This is a genomic window from Micromonospora yongxingensis, from assembly GCF_052601155.1.
Genome location: NZ_JBQXEO010000001.1, coordinates 606,426 through 628,566, shown reverse-complemented (window position 1 = coordinate 628,566; position 22,141 = coordinate 606,426). Strand labels below are relative to the sequence as shown.

General features: G+C 72.7%; 23 protein-coding genes. 11 read left to right on the top strand and 12 right to left on the bottom strand.

Features of this window, described 5'->3' with window-relative positions; translation table 11 throughout:
- Positions 1-60: 60 nt before the first annotated feature.
- The 3 genes from ACTWLT_RS03045 to groES all read right to left on the bottom strand — a co-directional run bounded on the left by ACTWLT_RS03045 (position 61) and on the right by groES (position 3,790).
- The gene (locus tag ACTWLT_RS03045) at positions 61-1,644 is read right to left on the bottom strand and encodes a molybdopterin-dependent oxidoreductase (RefSeq protein ID WP_445317013.1); all 1,584 of its coding nucleotides are present in this window, start codon (positions 1,642-1,644) and stop codon (positions 61-63) included.
- A gap of 126 nt (positions 1,645-1,770) precedes the next feature.
- Positions 1,771-3,411 (bottom strand): chaperonin GroEL, encoded by a 1,641-nt coding sequence (groL, locus tag ACTWLT_RS03040; RefSeq protein ID WP_445317012.1) that lies wholly within the window; start codon positions 3,409-3,411, stop codon positions 1,771-1,773.
- 70 nt (positions 3,412-3,481) lie between these two features.
- Positions 3,482-3,790, bottom strand: coding sequence for a co-chaperone GroES (gene groES / locus ACTWLT_RS03035; protein ID WP_074318937.1), 309 nt, complete (start codon positions 3,788-3,790; stop codon positions 3,482-3,484).
- Between the two features lie 339 nt (positions 3,791-4,129).
- Here groES and ACTWLT_RS03030 point away from each other — a divergent pair, with 339 nt between their 5' ends.
- The 10 genes from ACTWLT_RS03030 to ACTWLT_RS02985 all read left to right on the top strand — a co-directional run bounded on the left by ACTWLT_RS03030 (position 4,130) and on the right by ACTWLT_RS02985 (position 12,700).
- Complete coding sequence (locus tag ACTWLT_RS03030) at positions 4,130-4,930, top strand: helix-turn-helix domain-containing protein (RefSeq protein WP_445317011.1); 801 nt, start codon at positions 4,130-4,132, stop codon at positions 4,928-4,930.
- Positions 4,921-5,109 carry a DUF397 domain-containing protein gene (locus tag ACTWLT_RS03025; RefSeq protein ID WP_445317010.1) on the top strand — a complete coding sequence of 63 codons (189 nt, stop codon included), beginning with the start codon at positions 4,921-4,923 and terminating at the stop codon, positions 5,107-5,109. The genes ACTWLT_RS03030 and ACTWLT_RS03025 overlap by 10 nt, the downstream gene beginning before the upstream one ends.
- A 43-nt stretch (positions 5,110-5,152) precedes the next feature.
- On the top strand, positions 5,153-6,349 hold the full coding sequence (locus ACTWLT_RS03020) for a THUMP-like domain-containing protein (protein ID WP_445317009.1): 1,197 nt from the start codon (positions 5,153-5,155) through the stop codon (positions 6,347-6,349).
- Positions 6,350-6,359: 10 nt separating this feature from the next.
- Entirely contained in the window at positions 6,360-6,839 is a 480-nt protein-coding gene (gene ybaK, locus ACTWLT_RS03015) for a Cys-tRNA(Pro) deacylase (RefSeq protein WP_445317008.1), read from the top strand.
- A 178-nt stretch (positions 6,840-7,017) separates the two neighbouring features.
- Positions 7,018-8,112, top strand: coding sequence for a sugar ABC transporter substrate-binding protein (locus ACTWLT_RS03010; RefSeq protein ID WP_445317007.1), 1,095 nt, complete (start codon positions 7,018-7,020; stop codon positions 8,110-8,112).
- Between the two features lie 111 nt (positions 8,113-8,223).
- Entirely contained in the window at positions 8,224-9,048 is an 825-nt protein-coding gene (locus ACTWLT_RS03005; RefSeq protein WP_445317006.1) for an ATP-binding cassette domain-containing protein, read from the top strand.
- Positions 9,045-10,307, top strand: a complete 1,263-nt coding sequence (locus ACTWLT_RS03000) for a sugar ABC transporter permease (RefSeq protein WP_445317005.1) — start codon at positions 9,045-9,047, stop codon at positions 10,305-10,307. The genes ACTWLT_RS03005 and ACTWLT_RS03000 overlap by 4 nt, the downstream gene beginning before the upstream one ends.
- 20 nt (positions 10,308-10,327) lie before the next feature.
- Positions 10,328-11,509 (top strand): ROK family protein, encoded by a 1,182-nt coding sequence (locus ACTWLT_RS02995; RefSeq protein WP_445317004.1) that lies wholly within the window; start codon positions 10,328-10,330, stop codon positions 11,507-11,509.
- Positions 11,510-11,527: 18 nt separating this feature from the next.
- Positions 11,528-11,836, top strand: coding sequence for a DUF1707 SHOCT-like domain-containing protein (locus tag ACTWLT_RS02990; RefSeq protein WP_252418924.1), 309 nt, complete (start codon positions 11,528-11,530; stop codon positions 11,834-11,836).
- Positions 11,837-11,959: 123 nt separating this feature from the next.
- Positions 11,960-12,700, top strand: coding sequence for a DUF4142 domain-containing protein (locus ACTWLT_RS02985; RefSeq protein ID WP_252418923.1), 741 nt, complete (start codon positions 11,960-11,962; stop codon positions 12,698-12,700).
- On the opposite strand, the gene ACTWLT_RS02980 is transcribed toward ACTWLT_RS02985, so the two are convergent.
- The 6 genes from ACTWLT_RS02980 to tsaB form a co-directional block, all read right to left on the bottom strand.
- Complete coding sequence (locus tag ACTWLT_RS02980) at positions 12,676-14,496, bottom strand: ABC transporter ATP-binding protein (RefSeq protein WP_445317003.1); 1,821 nt, start codon at positions 14,494-14,496, stop codon at positions 12,676-12,678. The two genes, ACTWLT_RS02985 and ACTWLT_RS02980, sit on opposite strands and share 25 nt — an antisense overlap.
- The gene (locus ACTWLT_RS02975) at positions 14,496-16,196 is read right to left on the bottom strand and encodes an ABC transporter ATP-binding protein (RefSeq protein WP_445317002.1); all 1,701 of its coding nucleotides are present in this window, start codon (positions 16,194-16,196) and stop codon (positions 14,496-14,498) included. Before ACTWLT_RS02975 ends, ACTWLT_RS02980 begins: the two co-directional genes overlap by 1 nt.
- A 91-nt stretch (positions 16,197-16,287) precedes the next feature.
- Positions 16,288-16,542 carry a hypothetical protein gene (locus ACTWLT_RS02970; RefSeq protein ID WP_074314499.1) on the bottom strand — a complete coding sequence of 85 codons (255 nt, stop codon included), beginning with the start codon at positions 16,540-16,542 and terminating at the stop codon, positions 16,288-16,290.
- A 14-nt stretch (positions 16,543-16,556) separates the two neighbouring features.
- Positions 16,557-17,603, bottom strand: coding sequence for a tRNA (adenosine(37)-N6)-threonylcarbamoyltransferase complex transferase subunit TsaD (gene tsaD / locus ACTWLT_RS02965; RefSeq protein ID WP_445317001.1), 1,047 nt, complete (start codon positions 17,601-17,603; stop codon positions 16,557-16,559).
- Positions 17,596-18,078: a ribosomal protein S18-alanine N-acetyltransferase gene (gene rimI, locus ACTWLT_RS02960; RefSeq protein WP_445317000.1), complete on the bottom strand. Its 483-nt coding sequence runs from the start codon at positions 18,076-18,078 to the stop codon at positions 17,596-17,598. The genes tsaD and rimI overlap by 8 nt, the downstream gene beginning before the upstream one ends.
- Positions 18,075-18,752 carry a tRNA (adenosine(37)-N6)-threonylcarbamoyltransferase complex dimerization subunit type 1 TsaB gene (tsaB, locus tag ACTWLT_RS02955; protein ID WP_445316999.1) on the bottom strand — a complete coding sequence of 226 codons (678 nt, stop codon included), beginning with the start codon at positions 18,750-18,752 and terminating at the stop codon, positions 18,075-18,077. Before tsaB ends, rimI begins: the two co-directional genes overlap by 4 nt.
- A 247-nt stretch (positions 18,753-18,999) precedes the next feature.
- On the opposite strand from tsaB, the gene ACTWLT_RS02950 reads away from it, so the two are divergent.
- Complete coding sequence (locus ACTWLT_RS02950; protein WP_445316998.1) at positions 19,000-19,710, top strand: helix-turn-helix domain-containing protein; 711 nt, start codon at positions 19,000-19,002, stop codon at positions 19,708-19,710.
- Between the two features lie 20 nt (positions 19,711-19,730).
- Here ACTWLT_RS02950 and ung read toward each other — a convergent pair whose 3' ends face one another.
- The 3 genes from ung to ACTWLT_RS02935 form a co-directional block, all read right to left on the bottom strand.
- Positions 19,731-20,432, bottom strand: a complete 702-nt coding sequence (gene ung, locus ACTWLT_RS02945; RefSeq protein WP_252418916.1) for a uracil-DNA glycosylase — start codon at positions 20,430-20,432, stop codon at positions 19,731-19,733.
- A gap of 69 nt (positions 20,433-20,501) precedes the next feature.
- On the bottom strand, positions 20,502-20,984 hold the full coding sequence (tsaE, locus tag ACTWLT_RS02940; RefSeq protein WP_445316997.1) for a tRNA (adenosine(37)-N6)-threonylcarbamoyltransferase complex ATPase subunit type 1 TsaE: 483 nt from the start codon (positions 20,982-20,984) through the stop codon (positions 20,502-20,504).
- The gene (locus ACTWLT_RS02935; RefSeq protein WP_445316996.1) at positions 20,981-22,087 is read right to left on the bottom strand and encodes an alpha/beta fold hydrolase; all 1,107 of its coding nucleotides are present in this window, start codon (positions 22,085-22,087) and stop codon (positions 20,981-20,983) included. The genes tsaE and ACTWLT_RS02935 overlap by 4 nt, the downstream gene beginning before the upstream one ends.
- Positions 22,088-22,141 lie beyond the last annotated feature (54 nt).

Genomic DNA, 22,141 nt, shown 5'->3' with positions numbered 1-22,141 from the left:
CCGAGCCGGACGCGGCGGCCGTTCCGCGCCACCCGGCGAGGTCGGTCAGCCGATGCAGGGTCAGCGGACGGTGACGGTGACCGTGTGCCAGCCGGTGGCGCCGTCCGGGACGACGCCCTGCGTGCGCTCGGTCTGGGTCTCGCCGGTCGTGTCGGTCGCCCGGACCTGGAGCCGGTGCTCTCCCGGTGCGGCGTCCCAGCGCCACGACCACTGCACCCAGGTGTCCACCGACACCGACGGGGCGAGCTGCGCCTCCTGCCAGGGGCCACCGTCGACGCGTACCTCGACCCGGCGGATGCCCCGGTGCTGCGCCCAGGCCACCCCGGCCACGGTCACCGGGCCGGCGGTCAGCCGGTTGCGCGAGCGCGGCGTGTCGATCCGCGACTGGGTCTTGATCGGTCCCTGGACGGACCAGCCCCTCGGCACCCAGTACGCGTCGAAGTCGACGAAGCGGGTCAGCTCCAGCTCGGTGACCCACTTGCACGCCGACACGTAGCCGTACAGGCCGGGCACCACCATCCGCACCGGGAAGCCGTGCTCGACCGGCAACGGCTCGCCGTTCATGCCGACCGCCAGCAGCGCGTCCCGCCCGTCGCGCAGGGCCGCCGTGGGGGTGCCGCAGGTCCAGCCGTCGACGGACCGGCCGACGACCTGGTCGGCGTCCTCCTCCGGCTGGACCTCGTCCAGCAGTTCCCGCAGGGGCACGCCGAGCCAGCGGGCGTTGCCGATCAGGTCTCCGCCGACCTCGTTGGAGACGCAGGCCAGGGTGACGTACCGCTCGACCAGCGGCCGGGCCAGCAGGTCGGCGTAGGTGTAGGTGCGCTCGTTGCGGACCTGCCCGTGGATCCGCAGCCGCCAGGTCGCCGGGTCCACCTGAGGCACCACCAGCGCGGTGTCGATCCGGTAGAACCCGAAGTTCGGGGTGACGTACGGCGCGAGCTGGGCCAGGGACAGGTCGGCGCCCGCCGGCACGGCCGGTGCGGGGGCGACCGGAGCGGGCAGCCGGATCGCCTCCCGGGCGGCGGACACACCGCGCCGACCGGCGAGCCAGCGCCCACCGAGACCGGCCACCGTGGCCGTGCCGAGCAGCACCCCGGCGCCGGTGAGGAACCGCCGCCGCGACTCCGGGTCGACACCCTCCCCCGGCGCCGATTCACTCGGCGCGGCCGGCACCGTGGTCGGAGTGGGTGGGGACCACGGCCACGGGTCCAGCTCCAGCGGACCGGCGATGAGCAGCCAGAGCACCAGGGCGCCGAGCCCGCCGCCGACCAGCGACGGCAGCGCGTCGGCGGCATCCGCGCCGGCACGGGTCAGCGCGGCGGCCACGCCGACGGCGGCGAACGCCGCGATGCCGGCCAGGCCGAGGGCCAGGCGGCGCACCGCCAGCACCCCGAGCAGCGCGGCGAACGCGCCCAGCAGCAGGGCCGTGCCGACCAGCAGGGCGATCTTGTCGGCGGTGCCGAAGATGTCGATGGCGAGTTGCTTCAGCGACTCCGGGACGGCGTCGACGACCACTCCGCCGACCGCGACCAGTGGCGCCGACCGGGGCCCGGTCAGCACCGCCACCGGTTCCGCGATTCCGATCGCGACGGCGGCGGCGGTGACTCCGGCCAGCGCGGCGTAGCGCCGCGACGTGGTGCTCATCGGCCCAGTGTGCGCGATCATTCCGCCCGGTCGCCAACAACGTCAGCGCTCGGTAATGACCGGAGAAGACGGACCGGGGCACACCGCCGTACGACGGTGTGCCCCGGAACGGGTGTCGCTACCGGGTCAGAAACCCGGGCCGTGCTGGTGGCCGTGACCGTGGCCGTGGCCACCGGCGGCGGCCGGCTCGGCCTGCTCCGGCTTCTCCACCACGAGGCTCTCCGTGGTGAGCAGCAGACCGGCGATCGAGGCGGCGTTGGTGACCGCGTTGCGGGTCACCTTCACCGGGTCGATGATGCCGGCCTTGACCAGGTCGACGTACTCGCCCTTGGCGGCGTCGAGGCCATTGCCCCACTTCAGGTCGGCGACCTTCTGGGTCACGACGTAGCCGTCGTGACCGGCGTTCTGCGCGATCCAGCGCAGCGGCTCGACGAGCGCCTTGCGCACGATCGAGACGCCGACCTTCTCGTCACCGGTGAAGCCGAGGTCGTCGTCGAGCACGGGGAGGATCTGCACCAGGGCGGCGCCACCGCCGGGGACGGTGCCCTCCTCGACCGCGGCCTTGGTCGCCGCGATGGCGTCCTCGATGCGGTGCTTGCGCTCCTTCATCTCGACCTCGGTCGCCGCACCCACCTTGATCACGGCGATGCCGCCGGAGAGCTTCGCCAGCCGCTCGGCCAGCTTCTCCCGGTCCCAGTCGGAGTCGGATGCCTCGATCTCCTTGCGGATCTGGGCCACCCGGTCCTCGACGTCGGCCTTCTGGCCGCCGCCGTCGACGATCGTGGTGTTCTCCTTGTCGACCACGACGCGACGGGCGGTGCCGAGCACCTCCAGGCCGACCTGGTCGAGCTTGTAGCCCAGCTCCGGGGCGACCAGCTCGGCGCCCGTGGAGATCGCGATGTCCTGGAGCATCGCCTTGCGCCGGTCACCGAAGCCGGGGGCCTTCACGGCGCAGACCTTGAGGGTCTTGCGCAGCGAGTTGACCACCAGGGTGGACAGCGCCTGGCCGTCCACGTCCTCGGCGATGATCAGCAGCGGCTTGCTGTTCTGGAGGACCTTCTCCAGCAGCGGCAGCAGCTCCTCGATCGCCGAGATCTTCTGGGTGGTGACCAGGATGTACGCGTCCTCGAGGACGGACTCCTGGCTCTCCAGGTCGGTGACGAAGTTCGGCGAGATGAAGCCCTTGTCGAACTGGAGACCCTCGGTCACGTCCAGCTCGGTGGTGAGCGCGGAGCCCTCCTCGACGGTGATGACACCGTCGCGGCCGACCCGCTCCATCGCCTCGGCGATCAGCTCACCGATGGTGGAGTCCTGCGCGGAGATCGTCGCCACGTTCGCGATCGACTCCTTGCCGGTGACCGCCTCGGCGCGGCCGAGCAGCGCCTCGGAGATCTTGGTGGCCGCCGCGTCGATGCCCCGCTTGAGGCCGGCCGGGTTGGTCCCGGCGGTGACGTTGCGCAGGCCCTCGCGGACCATCGCCTGGGCCAGCACGGTCGCGGTGGTGGTCCCGTCGCCGGCGACGTCGTTGGTCTTGGTCGCCACCTCCTTGACCAGCTGCGCGCCGAGGTTCTCGTAGGGATTGGTGAGCTCGATCTCCTTGGCGATGGTCACACCATCGTTGGTGATCGTCGGCGCACCGAATTTCTTGTCCAGGACGACGTTGCGCCCGCGCGGGCCGAGGGTGACCTTGACCGCGTCCGCGAGGGCGTTGACACCGTGCTCCAGCAGGTGCCGGGCGTCGTCCGAGAAGCTCAGGATCTTCGCCATGAATGTCCCTTCGAAGCGCCACTGCCCCGGCCCGGCGAGCCGGACCGGGGCAATGGCACTGATCGGTTGCTTACTTCTCGATGACCGCGAGGACGTCGCGGGCGGAGAGCACCAGGTACTCCTCGCCGGCGTACTTGACCTCGGTGCCGCCGTACTTCGAGTAGAGAACGGTGTCGCCGACCTTGACGTCGAGCGGAACACGGTTGCCGTTGTCGTCGATCCGGCCCGGGCCGACAGCGAGGACAGTGCCCTCCTGCGGCTTCTCCTTGGCGGTGTCGGGGATCACGATGCCCGACGCCGTGGTGGTCTCAGCCTCGTTCGCCTGGACCACGATCCGGTCCTCGAGCGGCTTGATCGCAACCTTGGTCGCGGTAGTCACGGGCATACCCTCCTGGGGTACTGGTTTCGTTGCCGGCCGGCGTGGCCGGCCAGCGTCAATCTGCCTCATGCCACCGGGCGGGGCCGTCGTCGCGGGTGCCGGTCCGCCTGGCGTTTCGCACCCGGGTCGAGACCCGAGGGCTGGCACCCTCAGGGTGAGAGTGCTAATCGCAGGTTATTCCGTGGCTAGCACTCCGTCAAGGAGAGTGCCAACGCGTCGTCCGTCGTGTCGCCACAGTTCCGCCAGTCGTTACCGCAACACGCCGGGAGCGTCTCGTCACACCGTGGCCATCTTCCTACCGTCGGTTGCCACCACCGGAAGCCGCGGAAAGGGAGCCGAGTGTCCCGGATACCGACCCTGACGTTCCTGCTCGAACAGCTACGCCGCGCACGCCAGGCGCGCGGGCTCAGCCAGGAGGAGCTGGGCAAGCTGATCAACTACTCGTCGTCGTACGTGAGTGCGGTCGAGACCGGGCAGAGCCCGGTCAAGCCGGACTACGTCGGCCGCATCGACTCGACCCTGGACACCGGCGGTCTCTTCGTCGGCATGCTGGAGCTGATCCGCTTCCACGCCGCGCCCGACTGGTTCCGCCCGTGGGAGGAGAACGAGCGGGAGGCGGCGGCGCTGCGCTGGTACGACCCGACGGTGATCCCCGGCCTGCTCCAGTCCGAGGGGTACGCGCGGGCGATGCTCGGCGTGGGCGGCGAGCTGACCGCCGACGAGGTGGAGACGCGGGTGGTGACCCGGCTCGCCCGGCAGAGCGTGCTGACCGCCGACCCGCGTCCCCACCTCGTCGCGGTGCTGGAGGAGCACACACTGCGCCGGCAACTCGGCGACCGCGAGAGCATGCGCGAGCAGCTCCAGCACCTGCTGGCCGTGGGCACCGAGCCGAACGTCCAGGTCCGGGTCGTGCCGGCCGACGCACCGTGGCACGCCGGGCTCGCCGGCCCGTTCATCCTGGCCCGCCTCGCCAGTGGGGCCGAGCTGGCCCACCTGGACAACCAGCTCCGGGGGCAGACCGTGGACAGCCCGAACGACGTTGCCGCCCTGGAACGGCGCTGGGAGACTGTGACCGGCGAGGCGCTGCCGTGCCGGCAGTCCGCCCGGCTGATCGAGGAAGTGGTGCAGACATGGACCTGACCCACGCCACCTGGCGCAAGGCCTCCCGCAGTAACCAGAACGGCGGCGCCTGCGTCGAGGTCGCCGACAACCTGCCCGGTGTGGTCGCCGTGCGCGACAGCAAGGACCCGGCCGGGCCGGCGCTCACCTTCACCCCGGCGAGCTGGCGGGCCTTCGTCGTCGCCACGCCCACCGACTGACACCACCGTCCGGCCGGTCGAGTCGGCCCGGGACAATGACCGGGTGGATCTCGACCAGCTGGCGGCCCTGCGTACCCCCGAGGGGTCGGCCGCGCTCGCGGCGGCGGCCGGGCTGGCCGGCGGTGACCCGCTGGCCGCGGCGTCGGCCCTGCGCGCGACCGGCGTGCCGCCGGCACTGGCCTCGGCGGCACTCACGCAGGCCGAGCTGCGCCACCGGGCGGCCGGGAAGTTCGGGCCGGCCGCCGCCGGGATGTTCCTCACCCGTGCCGGGCTGGAGCAGGCCACCCGCCGGGTGGTCGCCGACCGCCGCGCCGACCGGCTGCGCGCGGCCGGTGTGCGCACCCTCGCCGACCTCGGGTGCGGGCTCGGCGCCGACGCGCTCGCCGCCGCCCGCGCCGGCATCCGGGTGTACGGGGTCGAGGCCGACCCGGTGACCGCCGCGATGGCCGCCGCCAACGCCGCCGCGGCCGGGCTGGCCGACCTGTTCACGGTCGAGTGCGGCGACGCCACCTCGTTCGACGTCTCCCGCGTCGACGGTGTCTTCTGCGACCCGGCCCGACGCCGTGCCGGGACCGGGCGGCGGATCTTCGACCCGCGCGCCTACTCGCCGCCGTGGGACTTCGTCACCGGGCTGGCCGAGCGGGTGCCGCGCACCGTGGTGAAGGTCGCGCCGGGGTTGGACCACGCGCTCATCCCGGCCGGCGCGGAGGCGGAGTGGGTCGGTGTGGACGGCGACCTGGTCGAGGCGGCGCTCTGGTGCGGTGAGCTGGCGGAGGTGCCCCGCCGGGCCACCGTGTACCGCCAGGAGGGTGCCGGGACCCGCCGTCACCAGCTCACCGGCTCCGGTGCCGCCGAGGCGCCGGTCGGGCCGCCGCGCCGCTACCTGTACGACCCGGATCCGGCGGTGGTCCGCGCGCACCTCGTCGCCGAGCTGGCCGGCGAGCTGGATGCCACCCTCGGCGACCCGAGCATCGCCTACCTCTACGCCGACCGCCCGACCCGCACCCCGTACGCGCGCTGCCTGGAGATCACCGACGTGCTGCCGTTCTCCCTGAAGCGCCTGCGGACGCTGCTGCGGGACCGCCGGGTGGGCCGGGTGGAGATCCTCAAGCGAGGTTCCGCGCTCACCCCGGAGCAGCTCCGTCGCGACCTGCGGCTGGCCGGTGACGCGTCGGCGAGTCTGGTGCTCACCCGGGTCGCCGGGGCACCGACCGTACTCATCGGCCGTCCGGTCGACTAGGTTCGTCGGCGTGGCGGGACAGGGCACACCGGCGACGGCACTGCTGGTCAAGCGCGGGATCGCGCACCACACCCATCCGTACCGGGTGGCGCCGGACGCACCGAACTACGGCGCGCTGGTGGCGGCGGCGCTCGGCGTGCCGCCGGAGCGGGTGTTCAAGTCCCTGGTGACCGAGGTCGACGGGGCGCTCACCGTGGCGGTCGTCCCGGTGACCGGCGAGCTGGATCTCAAGGCGCTCGCGGCGGCGGTGGGTGGCAAGCGGGCGGTGCTGGCCGACCGGGCGGTCGCCGAGCGGGCGACCGGCTACGTGCGGGGCGGGATCAGCCCGCTCGGGCAGCGCCGGCGGCTGCCCACCGTGCTGGACGAATCCGCGCTGGATCTGCCGACGATCTATGTCTCCGCTGGCCGGCGGGGTCTGCAACTCGAACTGGCCGCGGCGGATCTGGTCGCGCTGACCGAGGCGCGCACAGCGGCGCTCCAGGCCCGCTGACCGCTGCCGCCCATGGTCATCTCCCCTGGATGACCGGGGAGTGACAGTCGCGTTGCTGAATTGTTATCGCTCCCAACAAACTTGACGCACCGCCGGTCTTGTGGATTCGGTGTGATGCGAAATACGTTGCCGGGCACAACAAAACAACACCTCCCCCACCTCCGAAAGGACCCTGCACATGCGTAAGGGGCTCCTCACCATCGCCGCCGTGGGCCTGCTCACGACCGGCAGCATGACCGCCTGCGGCGGCGACTCCGGCGACGACCAGGCCAGCTCCGCCAAGACCCCCAAGATCGGCGTGATCCTCCCGGACAGCAAGTCCTCCGCCCGCTGGGAGAGCGCGGACCGTCGGTTCCTGGAAGAGGCGTTCAAGGCCGCCGGCGTCCAGTACGACATCCAGAACGCCCAGAACGACAAGACCGCCTTCCAGACCATCGCCGACCAGATGATCACCAGCGGCGTCACCGCCCTGATGATCGTCAACCTGGACTCCGGCACCGGCAAGGCCGTGCTCGACAAGGCCAAGTCGCAGGGCGTCGCCACCATCGACTACGACCGGCTGACCCTGGGCGGCTCGGCCCAGTACTACGTCAGCTTCGACAACGAGACGGTCGGCAAGCTCCAGGGCGAGGGCCTGGCGAAGTGCCTGACCGACCAGGGTGCCAAGAACCCCGTCGTGGCGTACCTGAACGGCTCCCCCACCGACAACAACGCCACCCTCTTCAAGAACGGCTACGACTCGGTGCTCAAGCCGAAGTTCGACGCCAAGGAGTACACCAAGGGCCCCGAGGACGCCGTACCGGCCTGGGACAACGCGCAGGCCGCGACGATCTTCGAGCAGCAGCTCACCAAGGCCAACGGCAAGATCGACGGCGTGCTGGCCGCCAACGACGGTCTGGGCAACGCCGCCATCTCGGTGCTGAAGAAGAACAAGCTCAACGGCAAGGTGCCGGTGACCGGGCAGGACGCCACCCCGGAGGGCCTGCAGAACATCCTCGCCGGTGACCAGTGCATGACCGTCTACAAGGCCGTCCGGGAAGAGGCCAAGGCCGCCTCCGACCTGGCCATCGCGCTGGCCAAGGGCGAGAGGAAGGACACCGGCCAGACGGTGAAGGACCCGGAGGGCAACCGGGACGTCCCCTCGGTGCTGCTCACCCCGAAGGCCATCTACAAGGAGAACGTCAAGGACGTCATCGCCGACGGCTACGTGACCAAGGAAGAGGTCTGCACCGGGGCGTACGCCAAGCTCTGCGCCGACGCCGGCATCAGCTGACCGACGCCGCAGTACCCGCCGGGACGACCAACGCCGCCCGGCACGGGAGCCTGATCCCGTGCCGGGCGGCGCCCGCCGGACGAGCCCCGACCCTCCCGTAAGGAGACCCCCGTGTCCGCGACCCCCCTGCTGGAACTACGCGGGATCGACAAGAGCTTCGGTCCCGTCCAGGTGCTCCGCGACGTCGCCCTGACCGTCCACCCCGGCGAGGTGACCGCGCTCGTCGGCGACAACGGCGCCGGCAAGTCGACCCTGGTGAAGTGCATCAGCGGCATCCACCCCACCGACGCGGGCGAGTTCCTGTTCAACGGCGAACCGGTGCACATCAACAGCCCCCGCGACGCCGCCGCACTCGGCATCGAGGTCGTCTACCAGGACCTCGCGCTCTGCGACAACCTGGACATCGTGCAGAACATGTTCCTCGGCCGGGAGAAGCGCAGCGGCATCGTCCTGGACGAGCCGAGCATGGAACAGCTCGCCGCCGAGACGCTGGCCGGGCTCTCCATCCGCACCGTCACCTCACTGCGCCAACACGTCTCCAGCCTCTCCGGAGGCCAGCGCCAGACCGTGGCCATCGCCAAGGCGGTGCTGTGGAACAGCAAGCTGGTCATCCTGGACGAGCCGACCGCCGCGCTCGGCGTGGCGCAGACCGCCCAGGTGCTCGAACTGGTCCGCCGTCTCGCCGACAACGGCCTGGCCGTGGTGCTGATCTCCCACAACATGAACGACGTCTTCGCCGTCGCCGACCGGATCGCCGCGCTGTACCTCGGCCAGATGGTCGCCCAGGTGAAGACCACCGACATCACCCACGCCCAGGTCGTCGAGCTGATCACCGCCGGACGCTCCGGCGCGCTCGGCCTCACCGACGACCCCGGCGCGGGCGGCAACGGCAACGGCACGCAGCCGGCCGACTCGATCTCAGGAGGCCACCGATGACCACCACCGCCGTGCGGAAGGGCGGCCCCGCGGCCGTCACACCGCCGCCGACCGTCGGGGGCCACGTCCGCACCTACTGGAGCCGGGTACGCGGTGGCGACGTCGGCGCGCTGCCGGCCGTGCTCGGGCTGATCGTGCTCTGCACCGTCTTCGCGGTCATGCGGCCGTCGTCGTTCCTGTCGGCCGGCAACTTCGCCAACCTCTTCACCCAGGGCGCGGCGGTCACGCTGATCGCCATGGGCCTGGTCTTCGTGCTGCTGCTCGGCGAGATCGACCTCTCCGCCGGCTTCGCCAGCGGCGTCTGCGCGGCGGTGCTGGCCAATGTGGTCACCGTGCTCGGCTACCCCTGGTGGGTGGCCGTGCTCGCCGCCGTCGCCACCGGCGTGCTCATCGGCACCAGCCTCGGCCTGCTGGTCGCGAAGATCGGCATTCCGTCCTTCGTGGTCACCCTCGCCGGCTTCCTCGCCTTCCAGGGCATCGTGCTGCTGCTGGTGAAGGAGGGCACCAACATCTCCGTCCGCGACGAGGTGCTGGTCGCCATCGCCAACCGCAACCTCGCCCCCACCCTGGGCTGGGCGCTGACCGCCATCGCGGTCGTCGGCTACGCGGCGGTGCAACTGCTGCGCCACCGCAACCGGGTGGCCCGCGGTCTGATCACCGACCCGATCGCGGTGGTGGCCCTCCGGATCGCCGGGCTCGCCGTCATCCTCGGCACGGCCGTGTACGTCCTCAACCTGGAGCGCAGCCGCAACGTGCTGATCGTCTCGCTCAAGGGTGTGCCGATCGTGGTGCCGGTCATCGCCGTGCTGCTGATCGTCTGGACCTTCGTGCTGCAACGCACCAGCTACGGCCGGCACATCTACGCCGTGGGCGGCAACCGGGAAGCGGCCCGCCGGGCCGGCATCGACGTCGACCGGATCCGGATATCGGTCTTCGTCATCTGCTCGTCCATGGCCGCCATCGGTGGAATCGTGGCGGCCAGCCGGGCCAACTCGGTCGACCCGAACACGGGGGGCAGTAACGTACTGCTCTACGCGGTCGGCGCGGCGGTGATCGGCGGCACCAGCCTCTTCGGCGGCAAGGGCCGCGTCCTCGACGCCGTGCTCGGCGGGGCGGTCGTCGCGGTCATCGAAAACGGAATGGGCCTGATGGGGTACAGCGCGGGAGTCAAGTACGTGGTCACCGGCGTCGTGCTGCTGCTCGCCGCCAGCGTCGACGCGCTCTCCCGCCGCCGCGCGGCAGCCACCGGCACCCGCTGACCGCGGGAGGTAGCACCACGATGCGCCCGGCACCGAGCCAGGACGAGGTCCGGCGGCAGAACCTTGGGGCACTGCTGCGACACGTGCACGTCCACGGGGCGACCACACGTGCCGAGCTGACCACCACGCTGGGCCTGAACCGGAGCACCATCGGCGCGCTCACCGCCGACCTGGCCGGTGTGGGGCTGGTCAGCGAGGGCGCACCGAGGGAGACCGGCCGGGCCGGCCGCCCCTCGCTGGTCGTCCGACCCGAGTCGGAGCGGGTGTACGCGTACGCGTACTCCGTGGAGGTGGACCGGCTGCGGGCCGCCCGGATCGGTCTCGGCGGTGCGGTGCTCGACCGCCGTGAACTGGACCGGCCGCGGGGTCTCACCGCCGCCGAGGCCGCGCCGCTGCTGGGCGGCGCGGTCAAGGAGATGCAGCAGGTCGTGCCACCCGACGCCATCTGCGTCGGCGCCGGCCTCGCGGTCTGCGGCATGGTCCGCCGCCACGACGGCCTGGTCCGGCTCGGCCCGACCACCGGCTGGGTGGACGAGCCGATCGGCGCGGCGCTCAGCGCCGAACTGGGCATCGGCGTGCCGATCACCGTCGGCAACGTGGCCGACGTGGCCGCGTTCGCCGAGCACGCCCGGGGCGTGGCCGCCGGCTGCGACAACGTCATCTACCTGTACGGCGACGTCGGTGTCGGTGCCGGCATCATCGCCGGTGGGCGCCGGCTGACCGGGCACGGCGGGTACGGCGGCGAGGTCGGCCACATGAAGGTGGTCCGCGACGGCAAGCCCTGCGAGTGCGGCTCCCGGGGCTGCTGGGAGACCGAGATCGGCGAACACGGGCTGCTCCGTGCCGCCGGCCGCTCCGACGCCCGGGGCCGGGACGCCCTGCTGGCCGTCTTCGACGCCGCCGACCGGGGCGACGCCCGGGCACAGACGGCGGTCCGCCAGGCCGGCGACTGGCTCGGCTTCGGCGTCGCCAACCTGGTGAACGTCTTCAACCCGGAGATGGTCATCTTCGGCGGCACCATGCGCGACCTCTACCTCGCCGCGGCGGCCCAGATCCGCAGCCGGCTCAACTCCAACGCGCTCGGCGCCTGCCTGGAGCACGTCCGGCTGCGCACCCCCAAGCTGGGCGCGGACGCACCCCTGATCGGCGCCGCCGAACTGGCCTTCGAACGGCTCCTCGCCGACCCCCTCGACGTGGGCTGATCCGCGTACCCTGTCGGCGTGGATGTCGAGCTGCGCGCCTCCGACGACGACCGCCACCGGGTGGTCGCCGAGCTGCACCGGCACACCACCGCCGGCCGGCTCACCCTCGACGAGTTCTCCGACCGGGCCGGCGCGGTGTGGGCCGCGCGCACACTCGGTGACCTGGCCGCGCTGACCCGCGACCTGCCGGCTCTGCCCGACCCCGCCACCGCGTCGTCGACCGGCGGCGACCCGACGGGCCACGGTCGCCAGGAACTGCTGGTGCTCTTCGCCGTCGCCGCGCTCACGCTGCTGCTGCTCGGCGGCTTCATCGCCGTCACCCGCTGACCCACCCCAACCGGTGAACTGATCGGGCGGTCAGTCCGTATCAGTGGACGGACGGGCGGCCGGCACAGGTGCGGCTGCCCGGTTCGGACGCGTTTCGGTCGGCACCGAGGAGGCACCGCAGACATGGCACCGCTCAGATCCGCCCGTCGCCGGCTGGGCAACCGGACCCACCGGGCGGCGATGCTGCTCATCGCCGTCATCGCGGGAGTCGGTGTCCTGCCCGGCGTGGCCGTCGCCGCGCCCGCCGGCGGGCAGCAGCTCAACGCCGCCGACATGACCCTGCTCAACGGGGTGCGGCTGGCCGGACTGTGGGAGATGCCAGCCGGTCAGATGGCCGCCGAGAAGGGACAGTCGGCCAAGGTCCGGGAGATCGGCGCGGGCATCGCCAACGAGCACCAGCGGCTCGACCAGCTCGTCGTGGACGCCGCCAACAAGCTGGGCGCGACCATCCCGAGCGAACCGACCGCCGAGCAGAAGGGCTGGCTGTCGGAGATGCAGAACGCCTCCGGCGCCCGGTTCGACCAGATCTTCGTCACCCGGCTCCGGGTGGCACACGGCAAGATCTTCCCGGTGATCGGCGCCGTACGGGCCAGCACCCGGGACGCCACCGTGCGCAAACTCTGCGACGACGCCAACGGGTTCGTGATGCACCACATGCAGATGCTGGAGAGCACCGGGCTGGTCCGCTGGCCCGAGCTGCCGCCGGCGGCGCTGCCCGCCCCCGGCAACGACGGCCTGCTCGCCGCCGCCGCCGCGAACACCGGCCCGCAGGTCGGGGTCAGCAGCACCGTCGTCTGGCTGGTGTTCCTCGCCGCGCTGGGCACCGGCGGGATCGCCACCTACCGGATGCTGCGCCGCAGCTGACCGTCGACCTGGCTGGTGGCGGGCCGGTCGGCGGGCTCGTCGCTGTGGTGCCAGGAGCGCCACAGCGACGCGTACGAGCCGCCGGCCGCCACCAGCTCGTCGTGGGTGCCCAGCTCCGTGATCCGGCCGTCCTCCACCACCGCCACCCGGTCCGCGTCGTGCGCCGAGAAGAGCCGGTGCGCGATGGCGATCACGGTGCGGCCGGCCAGCACGGCGGCCAGGGAGTGTTCCAGCTCCCGGGCCGCGCGCGGGTCGATCAGCGAGGTCGCCTCGTCCAGCACCAGCGTGTGCGGGTCGGCCAGCACCAGCCGGGCCAGCGCCACCTGTTGCGCCTGCGCCGGGGAGAGCGGGTGGCCACCGGCACCGACCACCGTGTCCAGCCCGTCGGGGAGCGCCTCGGCCCACTCCAGGGCGGCCACCGCGGCGAGCGCCGCCCGCACCCGCGCCAGGTCGGCGCCCGGACGGACCATGGCCACGTTCTCGCGCAGCGGACCGATGAAGACGTGGTGCTCCTGCGTGACCAGGGCGACGTGCGAGCGCAGCTCGTCCAACGGCAACTCGTCCAGTCGACGCCCGCCCACGGTCACCGATCCGCTGCGCGGGGCGTGCACCCCGGCCAGCAGCCGGCCCAGCGTGGACTTGCCGGCGCCGGACGGCCCGACCATCGCCAGCTTCTCCCCCGGCCGCGGCACCAGTGTCACCCCGTGCAGGACGTCCCGCCCCGTGCGGTACGCGTACCGCACGTCCCGGGCGACGAGCTGCGCCGGGCCGCCGTCGGAGGGCGCGGCAGGCGCCGACGCGCCGGCGGTGGGAGGCTCCCCGGTGCGGGCCACCCCGAGCAGGCGTGCCATCGAGGCGCCCCCCACCTGGAGTTCGTCCAACCAGGAGAGCAGCCGGTCGACCGGGTCCACCAACTGCTGCACGTAGAGGGTGGCCGCGGTGACCTGACCGAGAGTGGCCCAGCCCCGCAGGTAGAACCAGCCGCCGATCAGCAGCGTCGCGACCACCGGCACCACGTACCCGATCTCGGCCACCGGGAAGAAGACGGTCCGCAGGTTCAGCGTGTACCGCTCGGCCGCGTACGACCGGCGGATGTCCACGTCACTGCGGGCCCGGCGGCGCGTCTGCTGCCGCAACGCCTCCGTGGTCCGCGAACCCTCCACGGTCTCGCTGATCCCGTCGGTGATGTCCGAGTAGGCGGCGTTCTCCCGCAGGTAGCCGGCCGGCGCGCGGCGCAGGTACCAGCGGGTGCCGGCCAGGAGCAGCGGCACCGCCAGCAGGCAGGGCAGCGCGAGCAGCGGCCCGATCAGCAGCAGCGCGCCGACGATGAAACCGGCGGTGACCACCGCGATCAACGTCTCGGGCACCGCCAGGCGGACGGTCCGCGACAGCGCGGAGACGTCCCGGGACGTACGGGTGAGCAGATCCCCGGTGCCGGCCCGCTCGACGGTAGCCAGCGGCAGGTCGAGGATGCGGTCCACGAACTCCTCGCGCAGCTCGGCGAGGACACGCTCACCGAGCCGGGACGACGCCAGATGAGCGAACCGCACCAGCACCGACTGGGCTACCACGAACCCGCCGATCAGCAGCGCGACCCGGTCCACGGTGGACTCCACGACACCCTGGGAGATGCCCTGCACCAGGTCGCCGAGCAGCCGGGGGGCCACCAGCCCGGCGGCGGCGGCCAGTGCGTGCAGGCCCAGCGCGACGGCCAACGCGCGCGGGTGCCGGCGGACAAGCGTCCGCGCGTACCGGCGGACCTGCTGCGCGTCGGCGACCGGCAGTGCGGTGGCCATCAGTCCTCCTCCCGGCTGACCGTCGCCCGGTAGCGCGGCTCGCCGTCCAGCAGCTCGGAGTGCGTCCCCTCGGCCACCACCTTGCCGTCCTCCACGAAGATCACCCGGTCGGCCCGGCCGAGCATCAGCGGGCTGGTGGTGCAGACCAGGGTGGTCCGGCCGGTGCGGGCGTCAGCCAAGCGCTGGGCGATCCGGGCCTCGGTATGCGCGTCGACCGCGCTGGTCGGCTCGACCAGCAGCAGCGTCTCCGGATCGGCGACCAGTGCGCGGGCCAGCCGCAGCCGTTGCCGCTGCCCGCCGGAGAACTCCCGACCGCGCTCGGCCACCGGGCTGTCCAGCCCGTCGGGCAGCGCCTCGACGATGTCCGTGGCGCTCGCCGCCGCCAGGGCCGCGCCGAGCACCTCGTCGTCGGCCCGATCGTGCGGGTCCAGCTCCGTGCGGAGCACGCCGGTGAACAGATGTGCGTCGTTGTCGGCCACCAGGATCCGCTCACGCACCGTCGCCAGCGCCAGCGCCCGCAGCGGTACGCCGTGCAGCGTGGCGTCCGAGTCGGTGTACCGGCCGAGCCGGTCCACGATCGCCGCCGCGTCCTCGGGGGCGGTGGCCGCCAACGCGGTGAACCGGCCCGGCCGCAGCACCACCCCGGACTCGGAATCGGCCAGCTCCCCCGGCCCGCCCGGCACCCTCGCCGGCCGCGCCGGATCGACCAGCTCCGGAGTGAGCCGCAGCAGCCGGACGACCCGGCGGGCCGACACGTGCCCACGGGTCAGCTTGTCGACCGCCTCGGTGAGGTTGCGCAACGGGTTGACCAGGAACGCGGTGTAGCCGTAGAAGGCGACCAGTTGCCCGGCGCTGATCTGGTCGCGCAGCGCGAAGCGGGCGCCCAGCCACGTCACCAGCACCAGGAAGGCACCGGGCAGCAGCACCTGCGCCGCCTCCAGCAGCGACTCCACCCGGGCCACCCGCAGGCCACGTGTCCGCAGCTCCTGCGACCGGCTCCGGTAGTGGGCGGAGAGCACCGGCTCGCCGCCGACGCCACGCAGCACCCGCAGCCCGGAGACGATGTCGCCGGCCCGGGCCGTCAGTGCCCCCTCCGCGTCCCGGTACGCCTGCTGCTGGCGGTGCAGCGGCCGGATGAGCAGCGCCACCACCGCCATCAGCAGCGGTACGCCGAGCACCACGACCAGCCCGAGCGGCATCGAGGCGTTCAGCAGGATCACCGCGACGGTGGCGATGGCGACCAGCGAGCCGGCACCCCGGGCGGTGATGTCGATGGCGTGCCCGATCTGCCCGATGTCGGACGTGCCGATGCTCACCACCTCGCCGGCGGCCACCCGGCGGGGCAGCGCGGCACCGAGGCGGTTCGCCGCCTCGACGGTCAACTGCACGGTCCGGTACGCCCCGGCCAGCCAGTTGTGCACGGCGCACCGGTGCCGCAGGATCCCCGCGACCGCCTGGAGCACGCCCAGCCCGAACAGCACCAGACCCCAGGTGAGAAGGGTGTCCTCGTCCCGACGGGCCAGACCGTCGACGGCCCGGCCGACGGCGGCCGGCATCAGCGCCTGCGCCACCATCCACACCACACCGAGAGCGATGCCGGCGGTGAACAGCCGCTTGTGCCGGGTGGCCAGCCAGATCAGGTAGCGGGTGGCCGACCGGGCATCGGGAACGCCGGGGTCGCCGGCCGGTGAGAAGCGCATGACGGCTCGACGCTAGGGGGCCGGCACCGGACCAGCGAACCAATTAGCGCCCGGACGTGCCGCAGCTCACGGCGAACACGGGTCCGACAGGTCAGCGGTCGACCTGGGTGAAGTCCCAGGAGTGCGGAGCGCGGGCCACCAGCAGGGCGGGTGGCTCGGGCAGTGGGCGCGGGTTGCTGCGCCACTTGGAGATCACCACCACCCGGTGATCGGTGGAGGAGAAGACCTCACTGGACACGTGCAGCGGGTCGTGCTCCAACTCCGGCAGGGCGGTGTCGCACACCCAGGTGATCAGGTCCGCGACGCCGTACGCCTCCGCGCGTGCCTCCCACATCCGCACGATCATGTCCGTGGCCCCCGTCACACGCTGACCGTGGTCAGCGGCAGCGCCGAGTCGGCCGGCAGGTCCAGCCGGCTCGGCGCGACCCCCGCGGCGACCAGGTGCGAACCGAGCGCGGCGACCATCGCCCCGTTGTCGGTGCACAGTTTCGGCCGGGGCACCCGGACCTGGATGCCGTACTTCTCGGCCCGCTGCTCGGCCATCGCCCGCAGCCGCGAGTTCGCCGCCACTCCCCCGCCGATGACCAGGGTCTCGATCCCGTTCGCCCGGCAGGCGGCCAGCGCCTTGGTGGTCAACACGTCACAGACCGCCTCCTGGAAGGACGCGGCCACGTCGGCCACCGGCACCGGCTCGCCGTCGCGCTGCCGCGCCTCGACCCAGCGGGCCACCGCCGTCTTCAAGCCGGAGAACGAGAAGTCGTACCGGTGCGCGGCCAGGTCCTTGGCGGCGGTCAGGCCACGCGGGAACGCGATCGAGCCGGCGTCCCCCGCCCGCGCCTCGCGGTCGATGGGCGGGCCGCCCGGGAACGGCAGACCGAGTAGCCGGGCGACCTTGTCGAACGCCTCGCCGGCCGCGTCGTCGATGGTGGCGCCGAGCGGCGTGACGCCCCGGGCCAGGTCGTCGACCAGCAGGAGGGACGAGTGCCCACCGGAGACCAGCAGCGCGATGGCGGGCTCGGGCAGCGGGCCGTGCTCCAGGGTGTCCACGGCGACGTGCGCGGCCAGGTGGTTGACGCCGTACACCGGTTTTTCGGCGGCCAGCGCGTACCCCTTGGCGGCGGCCACGCCGACCAGCAGCGCGCCGGCCAGCCCGGGGCCGGAGGTGACCGCGATCGCGTCGATGTCGGCGAGGGTGACGCCTGCTTCGCGCAGCGCCCGGTCCATGGTCGGCACGATGGCCTCCAGGTGGGCCCGGCTTGCCACCTCGGGCACCACGCCCCCGAACCGGGCGTGCTCCTCGACGCTGGAGGCGAGCGCGTCGGCCAGCAGGGTGTGCCCCCGCACGATGCCGACGCCGGTCTCGTCGCAGGAGGTCTCGATGCCCAGGATCAGCGGTTCGTCAGCCATTGTCGTGTGGTCCGTCCCCGGTCGGTTCGGTGTCGCGCCGCATGACCAGCGCGTCGGTGTTGCTCGGTTGGTAGTAGCCGCGCCGCACCCCGATCGGCTCGAAGCCGTACATCGCGTAGAGGCGCTGGGCGGGTGCGTTGTCCGCGGCGACCTCCAACAGGGTGCTGCGGGCGCCGCGCCGGGTCGCCTCGGCGAGCAGCTCCTCCAGCAGCGCACGGCCGACGCCGCGCCGCTGGGCGTCCCGGCGGACGGCGATGTTCTGCACCCACACCTCGTCCGGCGGAGCCCCGGCGAGCCCGGCGTAGCCGAGCACCGTCCCGTCGTCGTCGGTGGCGACCTGGTAGTGGTGCCCGTTGGCCAGCTCGTTCCAGAACATCGCCGGCGACCACTGTTCGGCGCCGAAGACGTCCGCCTCGATGGGTAGCACCTGGTCGATGTGCCACCAGCGGAACCGCTCCAGCCGGACAGCCGTCACGGGAGGACCGGTTTGCGGGCGGCCGCCGCCACGGCGTCGGGGCGGCGCAGGTAGAGGGGGGTGAGCCGCTCGGTGGGCGCGGCGGCCCGGATCCGCTCGGCGGCGAGCAGCGCCAGCACGGTGGCGTCCGGGTAGCGCGGCTCCACCCGGACCGGCAGGCCGAGCGTGTCCGCGTACCGGTGTGCGCCGTCACCCACCGCAACCGTCGCCCCAAGCTCACGGGCGCGCGCGGCGGCGACCGCCGGCGTGGACACCTCGGGGCCGACGATCCGCTGGCCGGCGCCATCGTAGACGGCCCAGTAGAGCTCCTTGCGGCGGGCGTCGCTCGCGGCCAGCACCGGGTCGCCGGTGGCCGCCGGGTAGCCGATCCCGTCCAGGGAGCAGACGCCGTACGTGGGGATGTCGAGCACCTGGCCCATGGTGGCGGCGGTGACCAGGCCGACCCGCAGCCCGGTGAACGGCCCGGGGCCGAGCCCGGCGACGACCGCACCCAGGTCACGCGGGCGCGCGTCGGCGTCGGCGAGGACCGCGTCGACCTGAGGCGCGAGCAGTTCGCCGTGCGCGCGGGCGTCGACCGTGCACCGGTGCGCCCGAAGCGCCACGTCGTCCGCCGAGACCTCCACCAGCGCGGCGGTCACCGCGGGGGTCGAGCTGTCCACCACGAGTACGAGCACGGTAAGCCAGCCTAGCCGCCCCGCCCGGCGCCCCGGTCACGCCCCGCCCCGCCCCACAGCCACCGCTCTCGGGTCGGCGGCACATTCTCCGAAGAGCGTGATACCTCTGAGTCATATTTATGCCTCAGAGGTATCACGCTCATCAGGGCGAGGCCCGCCGTCCGGCGACAGGCGACCACCGATCCGGCGAGTCGTCAATCCGGCTCAGCGGTACCGCCGTCAGGCCGGCCTGGTCCACCATGCCGGGATGTCCTCCACTCGCCTCGTCACCCTCATCGGCGCCACGGTGCGCCGACAACGACACCTGCGCGAGCTGAGCCAGCGTGAGCTGGCCGAGCTGGCCGGAGTCAGCCAGGCGGCGGTGGCCCGGATCGAACGCGGTGACCGGGCACCCAGCGTCCCGGTGCTGGAGCGGTTGCTCGCCGCCATGGGCGTCCAGTTGGCCGTCGGAGTCGAGCCGCTCGACGCCCACCTCGACGCCCGCATCGCCGAACTGGCCGCCCGGCCGGTCGCCGAGCGGGTCGACGAGCTGGGCCTGAATCGGCTGCTGGACCGACTCACCGACTTCCCGCAGGTGATCACGGGAAGCACGGCGGCGCTGTTGCAGGGTGCTCCGGTGCCGGTCGACGCACTCGACATCGCCGTGCGTTGGCACGACTCGGAACGGTTCACCCGTTGGCTGGAGGAGGCCTACGGCCAGCGGTGGAACGATCGTTGGGGTGAGTTCGGCGGGGTGCGGTTGGAGCCCGAGGAGCAGGGCCAGCACCTCTGGTCGACCCGCTACGGCGAGATCAGGGCGACGATGTGCGACGACCTGCCCGAGACGATCGAGGTGCGCCACGCTGGGCGCGGTTACCGGGTCGTGCCCCTCGCCGAGCTGGAGCTGACCGAGCCGCGGGCCGGCGACCTGCTGCGCCGTTACCGGGACAGGCAGCTCGCCGGCGGGCGAAACCCGTAGCCAGGTGGGCCGGCGCCCGGTCAGCCGGCGGTGCGCTCCCAGTCGATGGTGGGCAGCCCGGCGTCGGCGAGCGCCTTGTTGGCCGCGCTGAACGGGCGGCTGCCGAGGAAGCCGCGCGGGTTCATCGGGCTGGGGTGGCCGGCCTCCAGCACCACGTGCTGCGGGTTGGTGACGAGGGCCGCCTTCTTGCGGGCGTAACCGCCCCACAGCAGGAAGACCACCCGGTCCGGCGACGCGTCCAGCGCCCGGATGGTGGCGTCGGTGAACTCTTCCCAGCCGGCGTTCGCGTGCGAGCCCGGGGTGGCCTGACGGACGGTCAGGACCGCGTTGAGCAGCAGCACTCCCTGCGCGGCCCAACCGTTGAGGTTGCCGTTGGGCGGCTTGGGAACGCCCAGGTCCTCGCCCAGCTCCTTGAAGACGTTGCGCAGTGACGGCGGCACGGCCACCCCGTCGCGGACGCTGAAGCTCAGCCCGTGCGCCTGCCCGGCCCGGTGGTAAGGGTCCTGCCCGAGGATCAGCACCCGGGTGGCCTGCGGCGGGCAGAGCCGGTAGGCCGAGAACAGGTCCGTCAGCGGCGGGAAGACGGTCTGCGTCGCGTACTCCCGGGCGACGAACTCGGCGAGTGCGGCGGTGCGCGCCGCGTCGAGGTGCGGGGTGAGCACGGCACGCCACTGCTCCGGCAGCAGCGCCAGCAGATCCAGGGCGGGGGCGTCGTCGGGCATCAGGAACCTCTCACACGGCGGGTCGGACCCCCGCACTCTAGGCATCGGGTACGACAGCGGCCCGCCGGCCTAACCCAGTTCGGCCAACCGCCGGGCCCAGTCGCCACCGACCGGGTCCAACTCCACGACGCGGGTGTCGTCGTCGCGGCGGTCGATGCGGACCCGCAGATGCGCGTCGACCAGCTGCTCCACCAGCCCCTCGCCCCACTCGACCACCGTCACCGACTCGTCGACCGAGGCGTCCAGGTCCAGGTCGTCGATCTCGGCGCGCGGATCGGTGGCGTCGCCCAGCCGGTACGCGTCGGCGTGCACCAGGGCCACCCGACCGCCACGGGTCGGGTCCGGTCGGTGCACCCGGGCGATCACGAACGTCGGCGAGGTGACGTCCCCGAGCACCCCGAGCCCGGCGCCGATGCCCTGGGTCAGCGCGGTCTTGCCGGCGCCCAACGGGCCGGTCAACAGCACCAGGTCACCGGCGCGCAGCAGCCCGGCCAGCCGGCGACCGAACTCCCGGGTGTCCTCGACGGTCGACAACTTGACGACGTGACTCACCGTTCCTCCACGCTCTGCAATGACTCGAGGAACCGCGCCAGCGCGGCGTTGACCTCGTCCGCATGCTCCAGCATCACCACGTGCCCGCTGTCCTGGATCTTCACGAACTCGGCGTGCGGCAGCCGCCGGACGATCTCCTCGGAGTGGGTCACCGGAGTGATCATGTCCTTGTCGCCGACCACCACGAGCACCGGCGTGGCCGCCAAGGCCGCGAGCGCCGGGAAACGCGAGTGGGTGGCCAGGGTCCGCAGGTAGCGGGTCACCGTGTCGGCCGACGTCCGGGAGTTCATCGTCTCCACGTAGGACACCAGCGCCGGGCTGGGCTTGCGGGTGCCGAAGCCGTACTTGCGGGTGAGCAGCCAGGCGACGTTCGACGTCGACTTGCGCGCCCTGTCGATCACCGGCCCGCCGTACCGGGTGGCGTTGCTGACCATGAACAGCACCGGACCGCCGACCCGGCCGAGCAGCGCCGGTGCCACGAGCTTCGTCTCCGCGACCAACCCGCCCGACGTGGCCATCAGCACCGTGCCCACCACCCGGTCACCGAACAGCTCCGGGAACAACTCGGCGAACGCCATGATGGTCATGCCGCCCATCGAGTGGCCCACCAGCACCAGCGGACCCTCCGGGGCGGTCTCGTCGATCACCCGACGCAGGGTCCGGCCGAGCACCGCGAGGTCGTACTCGCCGGTCTCCAGCCGCCCCGACCGGCCGTGACCGGGCTGGTCGTACGCCACGATCCGGTAGTCGCCGCGCGCGGCGAGCATCTTGCGCTGGAAGTGGAACGTGCCCATATCCAGGCAGAAGCCGTGCACCAGCACCACCGTCGGGTGCCCCGGCACCGGCCGGGTCGGCTCGACCACCTCGACGTGGATGTCCGTGCCGTCCGGCAGCTCCAGCCGGAACGCGTCGTCGTACCGCTGCTCGCCGAACATCTCGTGCGCGTAGCGGTCGGTCGGGTCGGCCTTGAGCCGGCGGACCAGGGTGCGCTCGGTCGCGACGCCCGCGGCCAGGCCGGCCGCGGCCACGCCGACCGCGGCACCGACCAGACCGGCGACCTTGCCGGCCGCCGTCCGCGGGCGGGGAATGCGGTACGCGCTCACGGCGCGATCCCGGTTCGCGACTGCGGGGCTCGCAACCCCGGCTCACTCCTCGCG

What these genes read in the sequence shown, in the direction of transcription:
- ACTWLT_RS03045 (WP_445317013.1), bottom strand. Translation starts at nt 1,644, where the DNA reads ATGAGCACCACGTCGCGGCGCTACGCCGCGCTGGCCGGAGTCACCGCC.
- groL (WP_445317012.1), bottom strand. Translation starts at nt 3,411, where the DNA reads ATGGCGAAGATCCTGAGCTTCTCGGACGACGCCCGGCACCTGCTGGAG.
- ACTWLT_RS03025 (WP_445317010.1), top strand. Translation starts at nt 4,921, where the DNA reads ATGGACCTGACCCACGCCACCTGGCGCAAGGCCTCCCGCAGTAACCAG.
- ACTWLT_RS03010 (WP_445317007.1), top strand. Translation starts at nt 7,018, where the DNA reads ATGCGTAAGGGGCTCCTCACCATCGCCGCCGTGGGCCTGCTCACGACC.
- ACTWLT_RS03000 (WP_445317005.1), top strand. Translation starts at nt 9,045, where the DNA reads ATGACCACCACCGCCGTGCGGAAGGGCGGCCCCGCGGCCGTCACACCG.
- ACTWLT_RS02995 (WP_445317004.1), top strand. Translation starts at nt 10,328, where the DNA reads ATGCGCCCGGCACCGAGCCAGGACGAGGTCCGGCGGCAGAACCTTGGG.
- ACTWLT_RS02985 (WP_252418923.1), top strand. Translation starts at nt 11,960, where the DNA reads ATGGCACCGCTCAGATCCGCCCGTCGCCGGCTGGGCAACCGGACCCAC.
- ACTWLT_RS02980 (WP_445317003.1), bottom strand. Translation starts at nt 14,496, where the DNA reads ATGGCCACCGCACTGCCGGTCGCCGACGCGCAGCAGGTCCGCCGGTAC.
- ACTWLT_RS02975 (WP_445317002.1), bottom strand. Translation starts at nt 16,196, where the DNA reads ATGCGCTTCTCACCGGCCGGCGACCCCGGCGTTCCCGATGCCCGGTCG.
- ACTWLT_RS02970 (WP_074314499.1), bottom strand. Translation starts at nt 16,542, where the DNA reads ATGATCGTGCGGATGTGGGAGGCACGCGCGGAGGCGTACGGCGTCGCG.
- tsaD (WP_445317001.1), bottom strand. Translation starts at nt 17,603, where the DNA reads ATGGCTGACGAACCGCTGATCCTGGGCATCGAGACCTCCTGCGACGAG.
- ACTWLT_RS02950 (WP_445316998.1), top strand. Translation starts at nt 19,000, where the DNA reads ATGTCCTCCACTCGCCTCGTCACCCTCATCGGCGCCACGGTGCGCCGA.
- ung (WP_252418916.1), bottom strand. Translation starts at nt 20,432, where the DNA reads ATGCCCGACGACGCCCCCGCCCTGGATCTGCTGGCGCTGCTGCCGGAG.